Raw genomic sequence first — 19,932 nt, 5'->3', positions numbered from 1 at the left:
CACCCGTAGCTCAGCTGGATAGAGTACCCGGCTACGAACCGGGCGGTCAGAGGTTCGAATCCTCTCGGGTGCACCATATAAAAACCCCGCTCTTTGAGCGGGGTTTTTCTTTTTCCGTTTTTCCCGTCACTGAATCGAATCCGTTTTTACGTCATACTCCTTATCTGAAGTACAGATGCTTCTGAAACTGATCGTACAGCAATGACGTGTAAGAGGGATAATGTATTGTAACGGCAGTCGTTTCTGCTGTTCCGTTTGTGTGGGGCAGGGCTGAATCACAGCGACAATAACCCGGCTTTGCGATAAAGTATCCCTCTTATGAATAATATCCATAATCAGGACGGGAGGTCGATTTGATCCCGGATGTATCTAAAGCGCTCTCATGGTTAGAGACGCACCCCCGGATTTTAAAAGGCATCAACCGCGGTATTGAGCGCGAAACACTGCGTATCACGCCGGATGGTGCACTGGCACGCACCGGTCACCCGGAAGCGCTGGGAAAATCATTAACGCATAAGTGGATCACCACAGACTTTGCAGAGTCACTGCTGGAGTTTATTACGCCGGTGGATTCACGTATTGATTACACCGTGAAATTTCTGCGGGATGTGCACCGTTACACTGCGCGTCACCTGAACAATGAACGGATGTGGCCGCTGAGCATGCCATGCTTCATTGATTCTGAAGAGCATATCGAACTGGCGCAGTTCGGCACATCTAACGCCGGGCGTTTCAAGACGCTGTACCGTGAAGGGCTGAAAAATCGTTATGGCGCGCTGATGCAGACCATTTCCGGTGTCCACTATAACTTCTCTCTGCCGATGGAATTCTGGCAGGCGTGGAGCGGTATCAGTGATGCGCAAAGCGGCAAGGATAAAATCTCTGACGGTTATTTCCGCCTGATCCGTAACTATTACCGTTTCGGCTGGGTGATCCCGTTCCTGTTTGGCGCCTCTCCGGCAATTTGCAGTTCGTTCCTGCGCGGCCGCAAAACCAATCTGCCGTTTGAAAAGCTGCCGACAGGGGCATTATACCTGCCGTATGCCACGTCACTGCGTTTAAGTGACCTTGGCTATACCAGCAAGTCACAAAGTGATCTGAACATCACCTTCAACCATCTGGACACGTATGTCGCCGGACTGAAGAATGCGATTCAGATCCCGTCTGAGGAATTTGCGGCGCTGGGATTAACCAAAGACGGCAAACACCTTCAGATTAACGCCAACGTATTGCAGATTGAAAACGAGTTCTATGCGCCAATCCGTCCGAAGCGTGTGCAGAAAGGTGATGAGTCACCGTCTGACGCCTTACAGCGCGGCGGGGTGGAGTATATCGAAGTCCGTGCTCTGGATATCAACCCGTTCTCTGCCACCGGTGTGGATGAAACACAGATCCGTTTCCTCGACCTGTTCCTCATCTGGTGTGTGCTGGCAGATGCGCCGGAAATGAGCGCGGATGAGCTGGCGTGTGCCCGTCATAACTGGAATCGTGTGATTCTGGAAGGGCGTAAACCGGGACAGGAAATCGGTATCGGCTGCGGTCGTGAAAAACAACCCTTGCAAAAAGTGGGTCACGCACTGTTTAATGATCTCCTGCGTGTTGCCGATGTGTTAGATACCTGCTCAGGCACACAGTATCGCGAAGTGTGCGAAGCACTGAAAGCACAGTTTGATGATCCGGAACTGACGTTCTCGGGCCGGATGCTGGCTCTGATAAAAGAAGCAGGTATCGGAAGTTACGGGCTGGCCCTGGCAGATCGGTATCATGAAGAACTGACTCACGAGCCGTATGAGGTGATCAGTGAAGCAGACTTTGCTGAACAATGGCAGGCTTCTGTCGATAAACAAAAAGCGATGGAAGAGAGTGATACGATAAGTTTTGATGAGTATCTGGCGCTGCACGGCGGTCGCTGATTTCTGACAGATAAGAAAATGGCCACAATCAATGTGGCCAAAAAAAATCTCTCAGAGAATAGGGATGATAACAATTTGCGCGTCTTTCAATACATCAGACCAGCGTATTCAGAAAAAGTTTCATTCGTTCGGCATTTTTTATAAAAAAAGAGGAGCGGGAATTATGCCTTTGCTGGATAGTTTTTTAGTTGACCACACACGCATGGCGGCACCTGCGGTACGCGTAGCGAAAACCATGACTACCCCGGGTGGTGATACCATCACTGTTTTCGATCTGCGTTTTTGTGTTCCTAATGAAGAGATTTTACCGGAAAGAGGAACGCATACACTGGAACATCTGTTCGCCGGTTTTATGCGTAATCATTTAAACGGCAATGGTGTTGAAATCATTGATATCTCGCCGATGGGCTGCCGTACCGGGTTCTATATGAGTCTGATTGGTTCACCGTCAGAAACCCGTGTTGCACAGGCATGGAAAGATGCAATGGCGGATATCCTGACTGTCAAAGATCAGGCGAAGATCCCGGAACTGAATCTGTATCAGTGCGGGACATACCAGATGCATTCACTGGATGAAGCACATCAGATTGCGAAAAACATCATTGAGCGCGATGTCCGCGTCAACAAAAATGATGATTTGCTGTTATCTGATGAAGAGCTGGAAAAACTGCATCCGTAATTTTTCAGTCCGGATACAAAAAAACCTGCGGCAGCAATGCACGCAGGTTTTTTTATGGTGACTGTCTGCCGTCAGATATCAGCGGCGATATCGGCACCGGCCGGTTTCAGCGGTAATAATTTCACGGTTTTAATCACGTTCTCACCGATGGCAATGACTTCAAACTGATAATGCCCGATAGTGACCAGGGTATTGAGTGTCGGAATGTCGCCGAGTTCTTCCAGCAGAAGACCGTTGATGGTGCGGGCACCTTCTTCCGGCAGGGCGAGGTTCAGGGCTTTATTGATTTCGCGGATATTGGCAGAACCTTCAATCAGCAGTGAGCCGTCAGGCTGCCGGGTGACTTCTTCCGCCAGTGACGGTGACATGGAGGTGGTGAAATCACCGACAATCTCTTCCAGGATATCCTCCACGGAGATAAGCCCCTGAATATCACCGTATTCATCCACGATCAGCCCGACTTTTTCATTATTGCGCTGGAAATTGACCAGTTGCAGGTTCAGCGGTGTGCTGTCCGGCACAAAATAGACTTTATCGGCCGCCTTGATAAGCATTTGCTTGGTGAATTCCTGCTTCTCAATCATCAGGCGGTAAGCCTCGCGGACCCGCAGCATACCGATAGCATCATCGAGAGAATCGCGGTAGAGCACAATCCGGCCATGCGGTGAGTGTGTCAGCTGGCGCAGAATCGATTTCCAGTCATCATTGATATCAATCCCGAAGATTTCGGTACGCGGCACCATAATTTCATCCACACTGACTTTATCCAGATCGAGGATGGAGATCAGCATGTCCTGGTTGCGGCGGGACAGTTTGCCTTTTGATTCATTAACGATGGTTTTCAGTTCTTCTTTTGATACCGCATCACTGCGGATCACCGTACCGCGGATACCGATACAGCGCATCAGAATCAGCGTTATCGCATTAAATGCCCAGACGATCGGCAGACAGATTTTTGCCAGCGGACGCAGCAGGAAGCTGCTCGGAAACGCCACCTGCTGAGGGTAAAGTGCCGCAATAGTTTTCGGCATGACCTCGGCAAAGATAAGGATAACAAAGGTCAGCACACCGGTGGCAATAGCCACACCGGCGTTACCGTACAGACGCATACCGACAATTGTACCCAGTGCGGAGGCAACAATATTGACCAGGTTATTGCCGATAAGAATGAGGCTCAGCAGGCGATCCGGTTTATCCAGCAGCCTCTCGACGCGGCGTGCGGCACGGTTTCCCTGTTTGGCCTGATGGCGCAGCCGGTAGCGGTTGATGGTCATCATCCCGGTTTCGGATGCGGAAAAGTACGCCGAAATTATTACCAGTAAAATAAGAATAATAATCAGCGTGCTTGTTGATACGTGCTCCACAGCGGTGTTCCTTTCTTTTGTGATGAGCGGAAACGGGGGTTACTGATGCTGTTATGCATACAGCATCAGTTCCTGAAACAGGCGGTGCCCGAAAAATGCAAGAGTGAGGATAAAGGCGCCGGCAAAGTTGAACCAGATAACGCGTTTACCGCGCCAGCCTTCGTGATAGTGCCCCCACAGCAGCACAATGTAGACACACCAGGCGACCATCGACAGTAATGATTTATGAATATTATCTTTATCAAAGATGTTATCCATGAACACAATACCGGTGGCGAGTGTCAGTGTCAGCAGAATCACGCCGACCTGCGTGATATGAAACATTTTACGCTCGATAACCATTAATGGCGGCATATCCGGCGTAAACTTAAGACGTTTATTTTTCAGCTGATGATCCATCCAGCCGAGCTGCATGGCGTACAGTGCCGCAATAATCAGTGTCGCGAAACTGAGCAGCGCCAGCCCGATATGCACAAACAGCGGTACGCTGGCCTGCAAATGGGTGATAAATTCGCCCGGCATCAGGGTGGCCAGAATCAGATTGACCATCGAGAAGCTGTATACAATCGGGATAAGGAACCATGCCCGGCCCTGAAAGGCGACAATCGTCATAATGACGGACACCAGCAGGCTGACCACCGACCCGAGATTAAGCAGTGTCAGGTTTTGACCAACACCCTGAAAAATCTGTGATTTAATCGCCGCACCATGACATATCAGGGCGATAACCGCGAAGATAAGCGCCAGTTTCCGGTAGCCGCGCTGATAGCGGAGCACGCCCGGCATCAGAAGTACCAGACTTAACAGATAAGCGCTAATTGCAACAACAGAGATTTCAGGCATGGTTTTGTGATTATTCAGTCAGTAAGATGAAACAAAATTCATACGTCAGTATACCGCAGCCCGCAGATCACTCCAATGATTACACGATACTTTACGTAAATCGGTTCGCTGATTTGCTGCCGTGCGTGTTATAATCCCGGTTATCTTTCCTATTTTTAGCTCAGTTTTGGCAGAGTCGATGACATGTTTGATAATTTAACTGACAGACTTTCGCGCACCTTGCGCAATATCAGTGGTCGCGGACGACTGACGGAAGACAATATTAAAGAAACGCTGCGCGAAGTGCGTATGGCGCTTCTGGAAGCCGATGTTGCCCTGCCGGTGGTACGGGATTTCATCAGCCGCGTCAAAGAGCGTGCCGTGGGCCATGAGGTGAACAAAAGCCTGACGCCGGGGCAGGAGTTCGTTAAAATCGTTCAGGGCGAACTGGTTGCGGCGATGGGCGAGGAAAACAACGCCCTTGATCTCTCCGCCCAGCCGCCTGCTGTGGTGCTGATGGCCGGTCTGCAGGGTGCGGGTAAAACCACCAGTGTGGCGAAGCTCGGTAAACTGCTGAAAGAAAAACATAAGAAAAAAGTACTGGTTGTCTCTGCGGACGTTTACCGTCCGGCGGCGATTAAACAGTTACAGACACTGGCTGAGACCGTGGGAATTGAATTCTTCCCGTCTGATGTGTCAGAAAAGCCGATTGATATCGCTAAGAAAGCGCTGAAACATGCGCAACTGCAATTCTTTGATGTCCTGCTGGTGGATACCGCGGGTCGTCTGCATGTCGATGAAGGCATGATGGGTGAAATCAAAGAGCTGCATGCGGCGATTAACCCGGTCGAAACCCTGTTCGTCGTGGATGCCATGACCGGTCAGGATGCGGCAAACACCGCCAAAGCCTTCAACGAAGCCCTGCCGCTGACCGGTGTGGTGCTGACTAAAGTCGATGGTGATGCGCGCGGCGGTGCGGCGCTGTCTATCCGCCATATCACCGGTAAACCGATTAAATTCCTGGGTGTCGGCGAAAAAACTGATGCACTGGAGCCGTTCCATCCGGATCGCGTAGCTTCCCGTATCCTGGGCATGGGCGATGTGCTGTCTCTGATTGAAGAAATTGAGAGCAAAGTTGACCGCGATCAGGCGGAAAAACTGGCCTCAAAACTGAAAAAAGGCGACGGGTTTGATCTCAACGACTTCCTGGAACAGCTGAAGCAGATGCGCAATATGGGCGGTATGGCCGGGATGCTGACCAAACTGCCGGGCATGTCTCAGGTGCCGGATGCGGTGAAATCGCAGATGGATGACAGCGTGCTGACCAAAATGGAAGCGATGATCAATTCCATGACCAAAAAAGAGCGCGTCAAACCGGAAATTATCAAAGGGTCCCGCAAACGCCGTATCGCGGCGGGTTCCGGGACTCAGGTGCAGGATGTCAACCGGCTGCTCAAGCAGTTCGATGATATGCAGCGCATGATGAAAAAGATGAAGAAAGGGGGCCTCGCGAAGATGATGCGGGGCATGAAAGGTATGATGCCGCCGGGTATGATGGGGCGGTAAAACAAAGAAAGTCACAAAGAATAATCACTTTGGATTGATTTTTTCGCCAAAGTGAGTAAACTTTTCGGGCTTTTTCTATGACAACCGGACGCCATTCCTCGATGGGGTCTGGTTGTTTGTCAATTCAATGAGGATGTTATGGTAACAATTCGTTTAGCTCGTGGCGGCGCAAAAAAGCGTCCGTTCTACCAAATCGTCGTAACCGACAGTCGTAATGCACGTGACGGTCGTTTCATCGAACGTATTGGTTTCTTCAACCCTATCGCTGCCGGTAAGGCTGAAACTCTGCGCTTAGATCTGGACCGTGTTGAACACTGGGTTGGTCTGGGTGCTACTGTCTCTGATCGTGTTGCTGTACTGATCAAAGACGCGAAGAAAGCAGCTTAATCTGTCACGGTGGCAACAATGAGCAAGCACACTAATCCGCAAGCCCCTGCTGATCCGATTGTACTCGGCAAACTGGGGTCCTCTTACGGTATTAAAGGGTGGCTCAGAGTGTTTTCTTCCACCGAAAATACTGAAAGTATTTTTGATTATCAACCGTGGTTTATTCAGCGTAACGGCGTGTGGCAACACATTGACCCGGAAGACTGGAAATCCCATAGCCAGGATATGATCGTCAAACTCAAAGGGGTTGACGACAGAGATGCGGCAAATGCGCTGACCAACGCGGAAATCGTGGTGGACAGTTCATTATTACCGGAATTAGACGGCGATGATTACTACTGGAAAGACCTGATGGGCTGCCGTGTAGTGACCACCGGCGGATATGATCTCGGCACCGTAACCGATTTAATGGAAACCGGGTCGAATGATGTTCTGGTGATTAAAGCAAATCTGAAAGATGCCTTCGGCATGAAAGAGCGGTTAGTACCGTATCTTGACGGGCAGGTTATCAGGAAAGTTGATCTCACTGAAAAACTGATTGAAGTTGAGTGGGATCCCGGTTTTTAAACCTCCGGTGATGGTTTTGTCATTAAGTGGGACACGAAAATGTGGATTGGGGTTATCAGCCTGTTTCCTGAAATGTTCCTCTCAATAACCGGGCATGGTGTAACCGGACGGGCAGTAAAAAACGGCCTGATCAGTGTTGATTGCTGGAACCCGCGTGATTTCACGTACGACCGGCACCACACTGTGGATGATCGGCCCTACGGGGGCGGTCCCGGCATGCTGATGATGGTGGAGCCTCTGCGCAAAGCTATCCATGCAGCAAAAGCTGCCGCAGGTGACGATGCGAAAGTGATTTATCTTTCGCCGCAGGGCCGCAAACTCGACCAACAGGGAGTTTGTGAGCTGGCCGCTAACGAGAAGTTAATTCTGGTATGCGGCCGGTATGAGGGCGTAGATGAGCGCGTTATCCAGACTGAGATTGATGAAGAATGGTCAGTCGGGGATTATGTACTCAGTGGTGGTGAATTACCGGCGATGGTACTGATTGATGCAGTATCGCGTTTTGTCCCCGGTGTCCTCGGACATCAGGCGTCAGCAAAAGAAGATTCCTTTGCTGAAGGGTTACTTGACCATCCGCACTATACCCGTCCTGAGGTGCTGGATGGCATGAGTGTTCCGCCGGTTTTACTGTCGGGCAACCATGCAGAAATTGATCGCTGGCGTATGAAACAGTCACTCGGTCGCACCTGGCTCAGAAGACCTGAACTTCTGGAAAGCCTAGCTCTGACTGACGAGCAAAGGATGTTGCTGGCTGAATTCCAACGGGAATATCAGTCCGGAGCAACAAGTTAATCCAGGTATCCTGCGGGATATCTTTTGAAATATCAGTTTACCTAGGGTAAGAGATTTATTATGAGCAACATTATTAAACAACTTGAACAAGAGCAGATGAAACAAGACGTACCTTCATTCCGTCCGGGTGATTCCGTGGAAGTTAAGGTATGGGTCGTTGAAGGTTCTAAAAGACGTCTGCAGGCATTCGAGGGCGTGGTTATCGCTATCCGTAACCGCGGTCTGCACTCTGCATTCACTGTTCGTAAGATTTCTAACGGCGAAGGTGTTGAGCGTGTATTCCAGACTCACTCACCTGTTGTTGACAGCATCAGCGTTAAACGCCGTGGTGCCGTTCGTCGTGCTAAACTGTACTACCTGCGTGAGCGTTCAGGTAAGGCAGCTCGTATTAAAGAGCGTTTGAACGCAAAATAATGCGCAAGCATCCGATATGATAATAAAAGGCCAGCCTCGTGCTGGCCTTTTTTATTGCGCTACTTTATGTTTCCTTTCTGTCTGTTTTCCGTTCAATCTGCTGTATCATTTATATGACATCATTTTATTGATGTAAATAAATATTTACAATCACGTCTGAATTACAAGCGCCATTATCCGGATCTGTTTTTCCTCTTTCCTCTGTTTTATGTCAGTATATTTCTTTGTTATCAATGTATTCCATATTATTTGTAGTCGATTTTACTTATTCTCATTCCTTTGTCAGATGTTGTCATTTTAATTTTGTAATTTAAAATGTACGAAAATATAAATATTTTACGATTTTGGATTGAATTATTTACGAAGAATGTTATGGTGTTTTCTCAGACACTCAACACGTAATTCATTTTTTGTAAAACTCAGCAGGAAAACACTATGATCATGCAAAAAGACGCACTCAATAATGTCCATATCAGTGATGAAATTGTTTTAATCTCACCGGAAGAGCTGAAGCAAAAGTACCCATTGAGTCGCAACGACCAGCATGCCATCGCCGGTGCACGTAAGACGATTGCGGATATAGTTCATCACCGCGATCCGCGTTTACTGGTTGTCTGTGGTCCGTGTTCCGTTCATGACACGGATGCGGCGCTGGAGTACGCCCGTCGTCTGAAAGAATTATCTGCTGAGTTGAGTGACAGTCTGTATATCGTGATGCGTGTCTATTTTGAAAAACCACGGACAACCGTAGGCTGGAAAGGGCTGATCAGTGATCCGTTTATGGATGGCTCTTTCGAGATGGAAAAAGGTCTGCACATTGCCCGTAAACTGATGGTGGATCTGGTTCAGCTGGGCCTGCCGCTGGCCGGTGAGGCACTGGACCCGAATAACCCGCAATACCTCGGCGATCTGTTCAGCTGGTCTGCTATCGGCGCGCGTACCACTGAATCACAGACGCACCGCGAAATGGCATCCGGTCTGTCAATGCCGGTTGGTTTTAAAAATGGTACTGACGGCAGCCTGAGCACCGCAATTAATGCGATGAAAGCCGCTTCCATGCCGCACCGTTTTATGGGCATCAACCAGTCCGGCCAGGTCTGTTTATTACAGACGCAGGGTAACCCGAACGGCCATGTGATCCTGCGCGGCGGAAAACGCCCGAACTACAGTGAAGAAGATATTACGGAATGCGGGGCACAAATGAAGAAAGCCGGTCTGACCCCCTCACTGATGGTAGACTGCAGTCACGGCAACTCGGATAAAGATTTCCGTCGTCAGCCGCTGGTGGTGGACGCTGTGGCAGAACAAATTTGTGCCGGAAATACATCAATTACCGGTATTATGCTGGAAAGCCATATTAATGAAGGCAGTCAGTCATCAGAACAGCCGCGCAGTGCCATGAAATACGGTGTATCAGTGACAGACGCCTGTATCAGCTGGGAAACCACTGAAACAGTTCTGCGTCAGCTGCATCAGCAGATTTCACCGGCGCTGGCAAAGCGTGTGGTTCAGTTACAGCAGGCAGGATAATTAAACAGGCAGGTTGTATGTCCGGTGTATTAACACATTTACGTGATCAAATTGATGAAGTGGATAAATCGCTGCTGTCACTGCTGGCAAAACGCCTGCAGTTAGTGGCGGAAGTCGGGGAAGTGAAAAGTCAGCACGGTCTGCCGGTCTATGCACCGGATCGCGAAGCCGCAATGCTGGCTTCACGGCGGCAGGAGGCGGAATCTCTCGGGGTTCCGCCGGATCTGATAGAAGATGTTCTGCGCCGTATCATGCGGGAATCCTATTCCCGTGAGAATGATAAGGGTTTTAAAAAGCTCAATGAGCAGGCGCGCCCGATTGTTATCGCCGGGGGCGACGGAAAGATGGGGCAGTTATTCCGGCGGATGCTGGAACTGTCCGGCTACACCGTGCGTATTCTGGACAGCGGTGACTGGGCGGATGCACCTGAGTTACTGTCAGATGCGGGAATGGTGATTGTCAGTGTGCCTATCCATCTGACAGAGCAGGTGATCAAACAATTACCGCCGTTGCCGGAAGATTGCATCCTGGCCGATCTCGCGTCAGTCAAAGCCGGGCCGTTACAGGCGATGCTGGCGGTGCACAGCGGTCCGGTGCTCGGATTGCACCCGATGTTCGGGCCGGATGTCGGCAGTTTTGCCAAGCAGGTGGTGGCATTCTGTGACGGACGTTTTCCGGAGCAGTATCAGTGGTTCCTGGAACAGATCACCGTCTGGGGAGCACATTTGCAGGGCATTAAGGCGCAGGAGCATGATCGCAATATGCGCTATATTCAGGCGCTGCGTCACTTTACCACGTTTGCTTACGGGCGTTATCTGGCAAAAGAGAATGTCGATCTTGCACAGTTGTTATCGCTGTCGTCACCGATTTACCGGCTGGAGCTGGTAATGATTGGCCGCCTGTTTGCTCAGGACCCGCAGCTTTATGCCGATATTATTATGGCCTCAGAAGATAATATGGATGTGATAGAGGATTATCACCGTGAGTTCGGTGACGCCATGGCACTGCTGGAACGTCGCGATAAGGTGGAGTTTATCACACAGTTCTCCGCCGTCAGTGACTGGTTCGGTGAACATGCGCAGCGCTTTATGAAAGAGAGCCGCGGATTGCTGCAACAGGCGAGTGACAGCCGCCGCTGAGTATAAAAATAAAAAAAGCGGATGATATCATCCGCTTTTTTGTCATGTTTATTTTACCGGATAATCAGGCGCGATCAACCGGGAATGCGATAACGTCGCTGATCCGCTCAGCACCCAGTGCGAGCATAATCAGGCGGTCGATCCCCAGTGCCACACCGGCACATTCCGGGAATCCGTGCTCAAGCGCCGCCAGCAGGTTCTCATCAATCGGTTGTTCCGGCAGGTCCATACTTGCCCGTTTGCGGTTATCCCGCTCAAAACGCTGACGCTGCTCAGTGGCATCGGTCAGCTCACGGAAGCCGTTTGCCAGTTCAACCCCTTTGTAATACACCTCAAAGCGTTCGGCCACACGGTGATCTTCAGAACTGATCTCCGCCAGTGAAGCCTGGCTTGCCGGGAAGTGATAAATAAAAGTCGGTTTTTCCAGCCCGATATGCGGTTCAACACCCACCATAAACAGCAGTTGTAAAATGATATCGCGATCTTCCTCAGTATCGGCAATATTGCTGACATCCAGTTTAGCCGCGACTTCGCGCAGTTTATCTTTCTCTGCGGTCAGCGGATCGATATCCAGGTAGCGCAGGAAAGCCTGCTGGTAGGATAACGATTCTGCACTTTCACACTCTAAGGTTTGCTGTAATAAATCATCAACCTCATTTATCAGACGGTACATATCATAATGAGGGCGATACCATTCAAGCATGGTGAACTCCGGATTATGATAACGTCCGGCTTCCTCGTTACGATAGCTGCGGCCCATCTGATAAATGGGGCCGCTGCCCGCTGCCAGCAACCGTTTCATGTGGTACTCCGGGCTGGTCATCAGATAAAGCGTTATTCCCTGTGCGGCACCGGGGCCGGTAAACTGAGTTTCAAAGGCGCGCAGATGGACATCGGTGACGGTCGCCTGACTCATGGTCGGCGTTTCGACTTCTAATACACCTCTGTCTGCAAAAAAGTGTCTGATTTCATTAACAATTTTTGCACGTTTTAATAGATTGGCTATCGGGGCAGTCGGCTGCCAGCCCGCAATATCACTCATGCCGTAAGAACTCCGAATAAAAATAAAGGGTGCAGTTTACCTGCAACCTCTGATGGTGACAAACAGATATGCAGAACATGCTACGTGTAAAATCCGGTGCTGAACAGGCGTATTGTGCTGAGGCGGGGTGCGGAAGCACCCCGGACAGGAATAATCAGTCGATTAAGGCCGGCGGGACGTGCTCCCCCGGATAACTGCCGAGCACTTTCACCGAACGGGCGATTGCCTGTAAAGCTTTGAGCGCCTGCTGCATAGCGACTGAGCGCAGATTGGCATGCACATCAATATAAAACATCTCTTCCCATGGGGTGCCGTGAATAGGGCGGGACTCCAGTTTGCTCATAACAATGTCGTGCTCTTTGAGGATAATCAGGGCATCGACCAGCGCACCGGCCTGTTGTCCGGTCGCCATCAGCAGTGTGGTTTTTGCCGGAACCTGTTCTGATACATCAATAGGCTGGCGGGCAATGACAATAAAGCGGGTCATATTCGTCTGCTGATTGGCAAGATTCTGTGCAACCGCCTGCAAGCCATACAGCGCGCCACCCGCTTCACTGCCGAGGGCGGCAACATCTGTCCGGTTGAGGGCGGCGACTTTCTCCATCGCTGCCGCGGTACTTTCACAGTATTCAATTTTACGATCCGGAAACTGGCTGAGGTACTGACTGCACTGCTCAAACGGCTGCGGATGGCTGTACAGGGTGGTAATCCCGGCCATGTCCGCGCCCGGAATAGTCAGCAGACAGTGATTCACCGGCAGGCGCAGTTCGCCGACAATCGAAAGCGGGGTGCTCTGAAGCAAATCATAGACATCATTGATGGCACCGGAACTGGTATTTTCCAGCGGCAGCATTCCGTAGTCTGCCTGACCGTTTTCAACCAGCTCAAAAATATCGCGGAATTTGCGGCAACTGAATTCGGTCATATGATCAAAATGACGGGCGGAGTACTGACGGGCTGCCACATGTGAGTATGAACCTTTCGGGCCGAGAAAGGCTATCCGGGCGCTGTTATCCGGTGTCTGGTTCAGGTGCTTTTGTAAAATCGCCTGCTGGGTTAAGACCGAATCCTCAATAATCAGCTGAAACAGCCGGGTGATATAAAATCCGTCCAGCCCGTGCGGCTTACCTTTGCTTATCAGAACATCCAGCAGTTCACGCTCGCGGTTTTTATCGCGGATGGGGCGGTTATCCTGCAGTTTGGTCTGTGCGACAGCCACGGCCAGTTTCCGCCGTTTTGCCAGTAAATCCAGCAACTGTGCATCCAGCCCGCTGATTTGTTCCCGTATAGCTAAAAGATCATTCATATATTGTCCTCAGACCCTGTTTCCCGGCGATAAAAAAAGCCTCCGTGGCGGGAGGCTTTTCTGTGCGTCTTCGTTTTCTTTCTCACACGACAAAAAGCCTCATTAACAGAAGCGAAAAAAGAAAAAGAAGAAGCGGATTCGGGAATACATGGTCAGTATGCTGTCCGTTGTGTTATCAGATAACAGTTAATAGACCCGATGCAACCGGTTGTGTCAACCAAAAAAAACGCGCCCGGAGGGCGCGCAGAGACAAAACTCAATTTATTATATTTTTTATTCTGCGGATTCTTCATCAGACACAAGGTTAGCTTCTTTAACGCTGTTATCCGCGCGGCGTGCTTCTCCTTTGTGCTGTGCTTTATTCAGCTGCCGTTCCAGTTTCGCCAGTAATTCATTGATGGCGGCATACATATCAGCGTGTTTGGCGCTGGCAACTAAATTTCCATTCGGTGTGCTGATGGTGGCATCAACCACAAAACCCTGCGGATCTTTTGCGAGGATAATGTGCGGGTTAATTAAAGGAACCTGCCACTTACTCAGCTTATCGAGACGGTTTTCAACATGCTCCCGGATTGCCGGGGTGATCTCCATTTGCTTACTGGTGATATTCACATTCATAGTGACCTCTCTTTGTTACATCCGTCTTGTTGATACTCAGAATACGTTGATGGCCGCAAGAAAAAATTGATCGCCGTCACTAATATTTTTTAGTTTTTTCAAAAGGTTATAATTTTGTGACTCAGGCTGAGAATACAGAGGATACAACTTGCGGGAAAGGACTGAATCGTGCATTATCGATAAGTTGGCTGACCGCATATTCTCAGAGAAGAGAAGGCTGTCGGCCATTTTTTATGCAATAAAATCATGATAAGACAATAAAAAAGCCATCCGGAGATGGCTTTTTTAATCAGATGAGTAAAACGGAACTCAGTCGTGCGGGTTGGCGGCAATCAGTTGTGCCACTTTTCCGGCTTCTGCCGTTAATCCCAGTTCATTATAGGCATTTTCCATCAGCGGCAGCGCCTGGCGTGTCGCCAGTGTGTCCGGATAGTCACGCAGCATTAATTCAACCCGGTTAATCACCGCGACATATGCCCCGCGTTTCGTGTAGAATTTCGCAACGGCCAGCTCAAAAGCCGCCAGACGATCTTTGAGGAACACCAGACGTTTCGCGGAGTCTGTTGCATAAATGCTGTTCGGATAATAGCGCAGTAACTGGCTGAAATCCTGGAATGCAACACGTGCGTTCTGAGGATCACGATCTGCACGATCGATACCAAAGAAGCTCTGCAGCATGTTATCATCGAGCGCCTGAGCAGTCAGACCACGCATATACAGAACGTAATCGATGTTCGGATGTGTCGGGTTCAGACGCATGAAACGGTCAATGGAGGCCAGTGCCATCTGTAAATCACCTGCTTTATAGTAGGCGTAAATCAGATCCAGCTGAACCTGCTGTGAATACGGGCCGAAAGGAAAACGGTTATCGAGGGTTTCAAGCTGCGTGATGGCCCCTTTATAGTTACCGTCCTGTAATTTTTCCTGGCCGACAGTATACAGCTCTGACGGTGAGGCATCCGGGAGAATTTCCTTGTTTCCGGAACAGCCGGACAACATGAGGCTTAGCGTGGCTGCGGCCACGAGATATTTCATACGTATCATCACGTGTTGATTATCCTCTGAATATTTTTTAGGGAGCACTCCGTACAGCTCCCGCTGGCGATCACGATACAATACCACATAGTTTAAATGAAACGGTGTTACCGTTCAAAATATAACTTTCTGAAACAGAGACAAACATGGCTCAAGAAATACAACTTACCGCAACTATCAATGAGTCACAGCTCGGTCAGCGTTTAGATCAGGCTTTGGCGGAATTGTTCCCTGATTATTCACGATCACGTATAAAAGAATGGATCTTAGATGACAGGGTTCAGGTTAACGGCCGTCTTGTCAACAAACCAAAAGAAAAAATGCTGGGCGGGGAACAGGTCAGTATTGATGCACTGATCGATGAAGACATGCGTTTTGAACCGCAAAACCTGCCGCTCAATATTGTTTATGAAGATGATGATATCCTGGTGATTAATAAACCGCGTGATTTTGTGGTACATCCGGGCGCGGGTAATCCTGACGGCACCGTCCTTAATGCGCTGCTGTATCACTATCCGGATATTGCCGATGTACCGCGTGCGGGGATTGTTCACCGTCTGGATAAAGATACCACCGGGCTGATGGTGGTGGCGAAAACTGTTCCGGCTCAGACCCGGCTGGTGGAATCACTGCAACTGCGTGAGATCACCCGTGAATATGAAGCGGTGGCCAACGGCCGTATGACAGCAGGCGGCAAAGTGGAAGAGCCTATCTCCCGCCATCCGACCAAACGCACCCATATGGCCGTTAACCCGATGGGTAAACCGGCAGTGACCCATTACCGCGTGATGGAGCATTTCCGTGCCCACACCCGTCTGCGTCTGCGCCTGGAGACCGGCCGTACGCACCAGATCCGTGTCCATATGGCACATATCAACCATCCGCTGGTGGGTGATCAGCTTTACGGCGGTCGTCCGCGTCCGCTGAAAGGCGCAAGTGATGAATTCCGCGATGCACTGCGTGAGTTTGACCGCCAGGCTCTGCATGCCACCATGCTGCGTCTTTATCATCCGATCTCCGGTATTCAGATGGAGTGGCACGCGCCGATTCCGGATGATATGGTGAAACTGATTGAGGTTTTCAAAGCTGATGCACAAGCGCATCAGGATGATATGGACTGGTAAGGAGTCACCATGACCGCACTGATTACCCCGGAATGGCCGCTGCCCGCAGGCGTGAGTGCCTGTAGCTCACTACGTACAGGCGGTGTCAGTCAGCCGCCGTTTGACAGCCTGAATCTGGGGCTGCACACCGGTGATGACCCGGAGGATGTCGCCCGCAACCGGGCGATTCTGGCGGAGGCGGCTGGGTTCCCCGGTACGCCGCTCTGGCTGAATCAGGTACACGGAACGGATGTTGCCATTCTTGATGACAACACACCGCGCGGCCCGCAGGCTGATGCGGTGTATACCCGTACGCCGGGGAAAGTCTGTGCGATCATGACGGCAGATTGTCTGCCGGTGCTGTTCTGCTCCCGTGACGGGCGTGAAGTGGCGGGGGCTCATGCAGGCTGGCGCAGTTTATGCGGCGGCGTGCTGGAAAACACCGTGTCCTGCTTTGCTGCTGCGCCGTCAGATATTATCGCCTGGCTGGGGCCGGCTATCGGTCCGCAGAAATTTGAGGTCGGTGCGGAAGTGCGGGAGGCGTTTATGGCGCACGCCGCAGAAGCGGCTTCGGCATTTATACCTTATGGTGATAAATATCTGGCGGATATTTATCAGCTTGCCCGTCAGCGCCTGGCCGCAGCCGGTGTGACCGCTGTTTCCGGCGGCACCGAATGTACTGTGACTGACAGCGCCCGTTTCTTCTCTTACCGGCGCGATGCCCGGACCGGGCGTATGGCGTCATTTATCTGGATCAACCCTCAGTAAAAGTCATAACCTTCAGGATTACGCATAATATTTAATATTTTTTCAAAATCCGGCTTGAATATTTGACAAAAGTCCTCATTTAGTACTTAGCGAAAATTCAAAGCCATTTTTTGGAGGTGTTATGCGTTTGGATCGTTTCACGAATAAATTCCAGCAAGCGCTCGCCGACGCCCAGTCTCTTGCAGTCGGGCACAGCAATCAGTTTATTGAACCCGTGCATTTACTGTCAGCATTTCTGCATCAGGACGGCGGGTCGGTGCGTCCGTTACTGGCATCAGCCGGGGCGGATATCGCGCAGCTTAATCAGAAGATTGATGACACTATCAATCGTTTACCGCAGGTGGAAGGTTCCGCCGGGGATGTGCAACCCTCGCAGGATTTAATCCGTCACCTGAATATATGTGACCAGATTGCACAAAAACAAAATGATGCTTATATCGCATCCGAAATTTTTGTTCTGGCTGTATTAGAGAGCAACAGCTCATTAGCAGACGTATTAAAAACAGCCGGGATTAATAAACAAACAATTAAGAAGGCTATAGACACTATGCGTGGTGGTGAGAATGTGAACGACCAGGGCGCGGAAGATCAACGCCAGGCCCTGAAGAAATATACGATTGATTTAACTGAGCGCGCCGAATCCGGCAAACTTGACCCGGTTATCGGCCGTGATGAAGAAATCCGCCGGACTATCCAGGTCTTACAGCGCAGAACCAAAAACAACCCGGTGCTGATCGGGGAACCCGGGGTGGGTAAAACCGCTATCGTGGAAGGACTGGCACAGCGTATCGTCAACGGCGAAGTGCCGGAAGGACTGAAAAACAAACGCGTGTTGTCTCTGGATCTCGGTGCGTTACTGGCCGGTGCCAAATACCGCGGTGATTTCGAAGAGCGTCTGAAAGCGGTTCTGAATGAATTATCCAAAGAAGAGGGGAATGTCATCCTCTTCATTGATGAGCTGCATACTATGGTCGGCGCAGGTAAAGCCGATGGCGCAATGGATGCAGGGAACATGCTGAAACCGGCGCTGGCCCGTGGTGAACTGCACTGTGTGGGTGCGACCACACTGGATGAGTATCGCCAGTATATAGAGAAAGATGCGGCATTAGAGCGCCGTTTCCAGAAAGTCTATGTGGCAGAGCCGACAGTGGAAGATACCATCGCGATTCTGCGTGGTCTGAAAGAGCGTTATGAACTGCATCACCATGTGCAGATCACTGACCCGGCCATTGTCGCGGCGGCAACATTATCTCACCGCTATATCACGGATCGTATGTTACCGGATAAAGCGATTGACCTGATTGATGAAGCGGGTGCAAGTCTGCGTATGCAGATGGATTCCAAACCGGAATCCCTCGACAGACTGGATCGCCGTATCATTCAGTTAAAACTGGAACAGCAGGCACTGAAAAAAGAGTCTGATGATGCCAGTAAAAAACGGCTTGATATGCTGGAACAGGAATTAAGTGAGAAAGAGCGTGAGTATGCGTCTCTGGAAGAAGAGTGGAAAGCCGAGAAAGCAACACTGTCCGGCACCCAGCATATCAAAGCAGAACTGGAGCAGGCGAAAACCGCACTGGAACAGGCACGCCGTACCGGTGATCTGACCAAAATGTCGGAATTACAGTACGGTAAAATTCCGGAGCTGGAGAAACAGCTGGCGGCAGCGAATGCGGCAGAAGATAAGGATATGAAACTGCTGCGTAATAAAGTAACGGATGTGGAAATCGCTGAAATCCTGGCGCGCTGGACCGGTATTCCGGTATCCCGCATGCTGGAGGGCGAGCGTGAAAAACTGCTGCGTATGGAGCAGGTAATGCACAGTCGTGTGATCGGCCAGGATGAAGCGGTCGATGCGGTGGCTAATGCTATCCGCCGCAGCCGTGCCGGGTTATCTGATCCGAATCGTCCGATTGGTTCGTTCCTGTTCCTGGGGCCGACCGGGGTGGGTAAAACCGAGCTGTGTAAAGCGCTGGCTGACTTCCTGTTCGACAGCGATGACGCGATGGTACGTATCGATATGTCCGAGTTTATGGAAAAACATTCCGTGGCACGGCTTATCGGGGCACCTCCGGGATATGTCGGGTATGAAGAGGGCGGTTATCTGACCGAAGCGGTCCGCCGTCGTCCTTATTCTGTCATTCTGCTGGATGAAGTGGAAAAAGCGCATCCGGATGTCTTCAACATCTTATTACAGGTGCTGGATGACGGACGGCTGACAGATGGTCAGGGGCGTACCGTGGATTTCCGTAACACGGTGGTGATTATGACCTCTAACCTGGGTTCTGACCGGATTCAGGAGCACTTTGGTGAACTGAACTACGATGCAATGAAAGGCGCGGTCATGGAAGTGGTTTCTCATCACTTCAGACCGGAATTCATCAACCGTATTGATGAAGTGGTGGTATTCCATCCGCTGGCGAAAGAGCAGATCCACGCGATTGCGAAAATTCAGCTCAAACGTCTGTACAAACGTCTGGAAGAGCACGGCTATCAGGTTACTATCACTGACAGTGCGCTGGATAAACTGGCGGAAGCCGGATTCGACCCGGTATTCGGGGCGCGTCCGCTGAAACGGGCTATTCAGCAGGAGATCGAAAACCCGATGGCGCAGGCGATGCTGTCCGGCAAACTGATTCCGGGCAAAATGATCACCCTGGATTTAACCGATGGTGTGATTACCGCGAAACAGTAATAACAACAGAAAGCAAAACAGAGGGGCGCGAAAGCGCCCTTTTTTTGCGCATCATGCACAGGAAATCAGCGATATCTTATGTGTTTGCCCGGTTTTTGAGCAAACAGAAAAAAAGTTGAAATAAACACTTGCGTGATCTCGGCGAGTGTCTATAATGCGCCCTCACTGACACGGAGCAACACGCTGAGAAGC

Annotated in this window: 18 protein-coding genes and 1 other annotated feature; of the genes, 12 read left to right on the top strand and 6 right to left on the bottom strand. The window is 50.5% G+C overall.

Going from position 1 to position 19,932, the window contains the following annotated elements; genetic code table 11:
- Positions 1 to 353: 353 nt before the first annotated feature.
- Both gshA and luxS read left to right on the top strand, forming a co-directional pair.
- The gene (gshA, locus tag R5268_RS19245) at positions 354 to 1,913 is read left to right on the top strand and encodes a glutamate--cysteine ligase (RefSeq protein WP_052926452.1); all 1,560 of its coding nucleotides are present in this window, start codon (positions 354 to 356) and stop codon (positions 1,911 to 1,913) included.
- 163 nt (positions 1,914 to 2,076) lie between these two features.
- The gene (luxS, locus tag R5268_RS19240) at positions 2,077 to 2,592 is read left to right on the top strand and encodes an S-ribosylhomocysteine lyase (protein WP_052926464.1); all 516 of its coding nucleotides are present in this window, start codon (positions 2,077 to 2,079) and stop codon (positions 2,590 to 2,592) included.
- Positions 2,593 to 2,663: 71 nt separating this feature from the next.
- On the opposite strand, the gene R5268_RS19235 is transcribed toward luxS, so the two are convergent.
- Both R5268_RS19235 and R5268_RS19230 read right to left on the bottom strand, forming a co-directional pair.
- A complete protein-coding gene (locus R5268_RS19235; protein WP_107679616.1) occupies positions 2,664 to 3,956 on the bottom strand; it encodes a CNNM domain-containing protein in 1,293 nt (430 codons plus the stop codon).
- Positions 3,957 to 4,007: 51 nt separating this feature from the next.
- A complete protein-coding gene (locus R5268_RS19230) occupies positions 4,008 to 4,799 on the bottom strand; it encodes an inner membrane protein YpjD (RefSeq protein ID WP_046895215.1) in 792 nt (263 codons plus the stop codon).
- Between the two features lie 183 nt (positions 4,800 to 4,982).
- Between R5268_RS19230 and ffh the strand changes: the two genes are divergently transcribed.
- The 7 genes from ffh (at position 4,983) to tyrA (ending at position 11,173) form a co-directional block, all read left to right on the top strand.
- On the top strand, positions 4,983 to 6,344 hold the full coding sequence (gene ffh / locus R5268_RS19225) for a signal recognition particle protein (RefSeq protein ID WP_046895216.1): 1,362 nt from the start codon (positions 4,983 to 4,985) through the stop codon (positions 6,342 to 6,344).
- A 138-nt stretch (positions 6,345 to 6,482) separates the two neighbouring features.
- Positions 6,483 to 6,731: a 30S ribosomal protein S16 gene (gene rpsP, locus R5268_RS19220; RefSeq protein WP_004237878.1), complete on the top strand. Its 249-nt coding sequence runs from the start codon at positions 6,483 to 6,485 to the stop codon at positions 6,729 to 6,731.
- Between the two features lie 18 nt (positions 6,732 to 6,749).
- Positions 6,750 to 7,298: a ribosome maturation factor RimM gene (gene rimM / locus R5268_RS19215; RefSeq protein WP_107679615.1), complete on the top strand. Its 549-nt coding sequence runs from the start codon at positions 6,750 to 6,752 to the stop codon at positions 7,296 to 7,298.
- Positions 7,299 to 7,337: 39 nt separating this feature from the next.
- Positions 7,338 to 8,090: a tRNA (guanosine(37)-N1)-methyltransferase TrmD gene (trmD, locus tag R5268_RS19210; RefSeq protein WP_107679614.1), complete on the top strand. Its 753-nt coding sequence runs from the start codon at positions 7,338 to 7,340 to the stop codon at positions 8,088 to 8,090.
- A 60-nt stretch (positions 8,091 to 8,150) separates the two neighbouring features.
- The gene (rplS, locus tag R5268_RS19205; protein WP_046895219.1) at positions 8,151 to 8,504 is read left to right on the top strand and encodes a 50S ribosomal protein L19; all 354 of its coding nucleotides are present in this window, start codon (positions 8,151 to 8,153) and stop codon (positions 8,502 to 8,504) included.
- A 435-nt stretch (positions 8,505 to 8,939) separates the two neighbouring features.
- Entirely contained in the window at positions 8,940 to 10,034 is a 1,095-nt protein-coding gene (locus R5268_RS19200; RefSeq protein ID WP_107679613.1) for a 3-deoxy-7-phosphoheptulonate synthase, read from the top strand.
- Positions 10,035 to 10,051: 17 nt separating this feature from the next.
- A complete protein-coding gene (gene tyrA, locus R5268_RS19195; protein ID WP_317420497.1) occupies positions 10,052 to 11,173 on the top strand; it encodes a bifunctional chorismate mutase/prephenate dehydrogenase in 1,122 nt (373 codons plus the stop codon).
- 64 nt (positions 11,174 to 11,237) lie between these two features.
- On the opposite strand, the gene epmA is transcribed toward tyrA, so the two are convergent.
- The 4 genes from epmA to bamD form a co-directional block, all read right to left on the bottom strand.
- Entirely contained in the window at positions 11,238 to 12,215 is a 978-nt protein-coding gene (gene epmA / locus R5268_RS19190) for an elongation factor P--(R)-beta-lysine ligase (RefSeq protein ID WP_317420495.1), read from the bottom strand.
- 154 nt (positions 12,216 to 12,369) lie between these two features.
- Positions 12,370 to 13,521: a bifunctional chorismate mutase/prephenate dehydratase gene (gene pheA, locus R5268_RS19185; RefSeq protein ID WP_317420493.1), complete on the bottom strand. Its 1,152-nt coding sequence runs from the start codon at positions 13,519 to 13,521 to the stop codon at positions 12,370 to 12,372.
- Between the two features lie 29 nt (positions 13,522 to 13,550).
- Positions 13,551 to 13,672 (bottom strand) — a sequence feature (Phe leader region).
- A gap of 122 nt (positions 13,673 to 13,794) precedes the next feature.
- Entirely contained in the window at positions 13,795 to 14,139 is a 345-nt protein-coding gene (gene raiA / locus R5268_RS19180) for a ribosome-associated translation inhibitor RaiA (RefSeq protein WP_004237887.1), read from the bottom strand.
- A gap of 309 nt (positions 14,140 to 14,448) precedes the next feature.
- Positions 14,449 to 15,183, bottom strand: a complete 735-nt coding sequence (bamD, locus tag R5268_RS19175; RefSeq protein WP_317420491.1) for an outer membrane protein assembly factor BamD — start codon at positions 15,181 to 15,183, stop codon at positions 14,449 to 14,451.
- Positions 15,184 to 15,320: 137 nt separating this feature from the next.
- Between bamD and rluD the strand changes: the two genes are divergently transcribed.
- From rluD to clpB, 3 genes are all read left to right on the top strand, one after another.
- Positions 15,321 to 16,298: a 23S rRNA pseudouridine(1911/1915/1917) synthase RluD gene (rluD, locus tag R5268_RS19170; protein WP_107679609.1), complete on the top strand. Its 978-nt coding sequence runs from the start codon at positions 15,321 to 15,323 to the stop codon at positions 16,296 to 16,298.
- A 9-nt stretch (positions 16,299 to 16,307) separates the two neighbouring features.
- Complete coding sequence (yfiH, locus tag R5268_RS19165) at positions 16,308 to 17,045, top strand: purine nucleoside phosphorylase YfiH (RefSeq protein WP_166707183.1); 738 nt, start codon at positions 16,308 to 16,310, stop codon at positions 17,043 to 17,045.
- A gap of 121 nt (positions 17,046 to 17,166) precedes the next feature.
- Entirely contained in the window at positions 17,167 to 19,740 is a 2,574-nt protein-coding gene (gene clpB, locus R5268_RS19160; protein WP_107679607.1) for an ATP-dependent chaperone ClpB, read from the top strand.
- Positions 19,741 to 19,932 lie beyond the last annotated feature (192 nt).

This window comes from Morganella sp. BCCO 40_0007 (genome assembly GCF_032989665.1).
Taxonomy (GTDB): Bacteria; Pseudomonadota; Gammaproteobacteria; order Enterobacterales; family Enterobacteriaceae; genus Morganella; species Morganella sibonii.
This window is presented reverse-complemented; position numbering and strand designations above follow the sequence as displayed.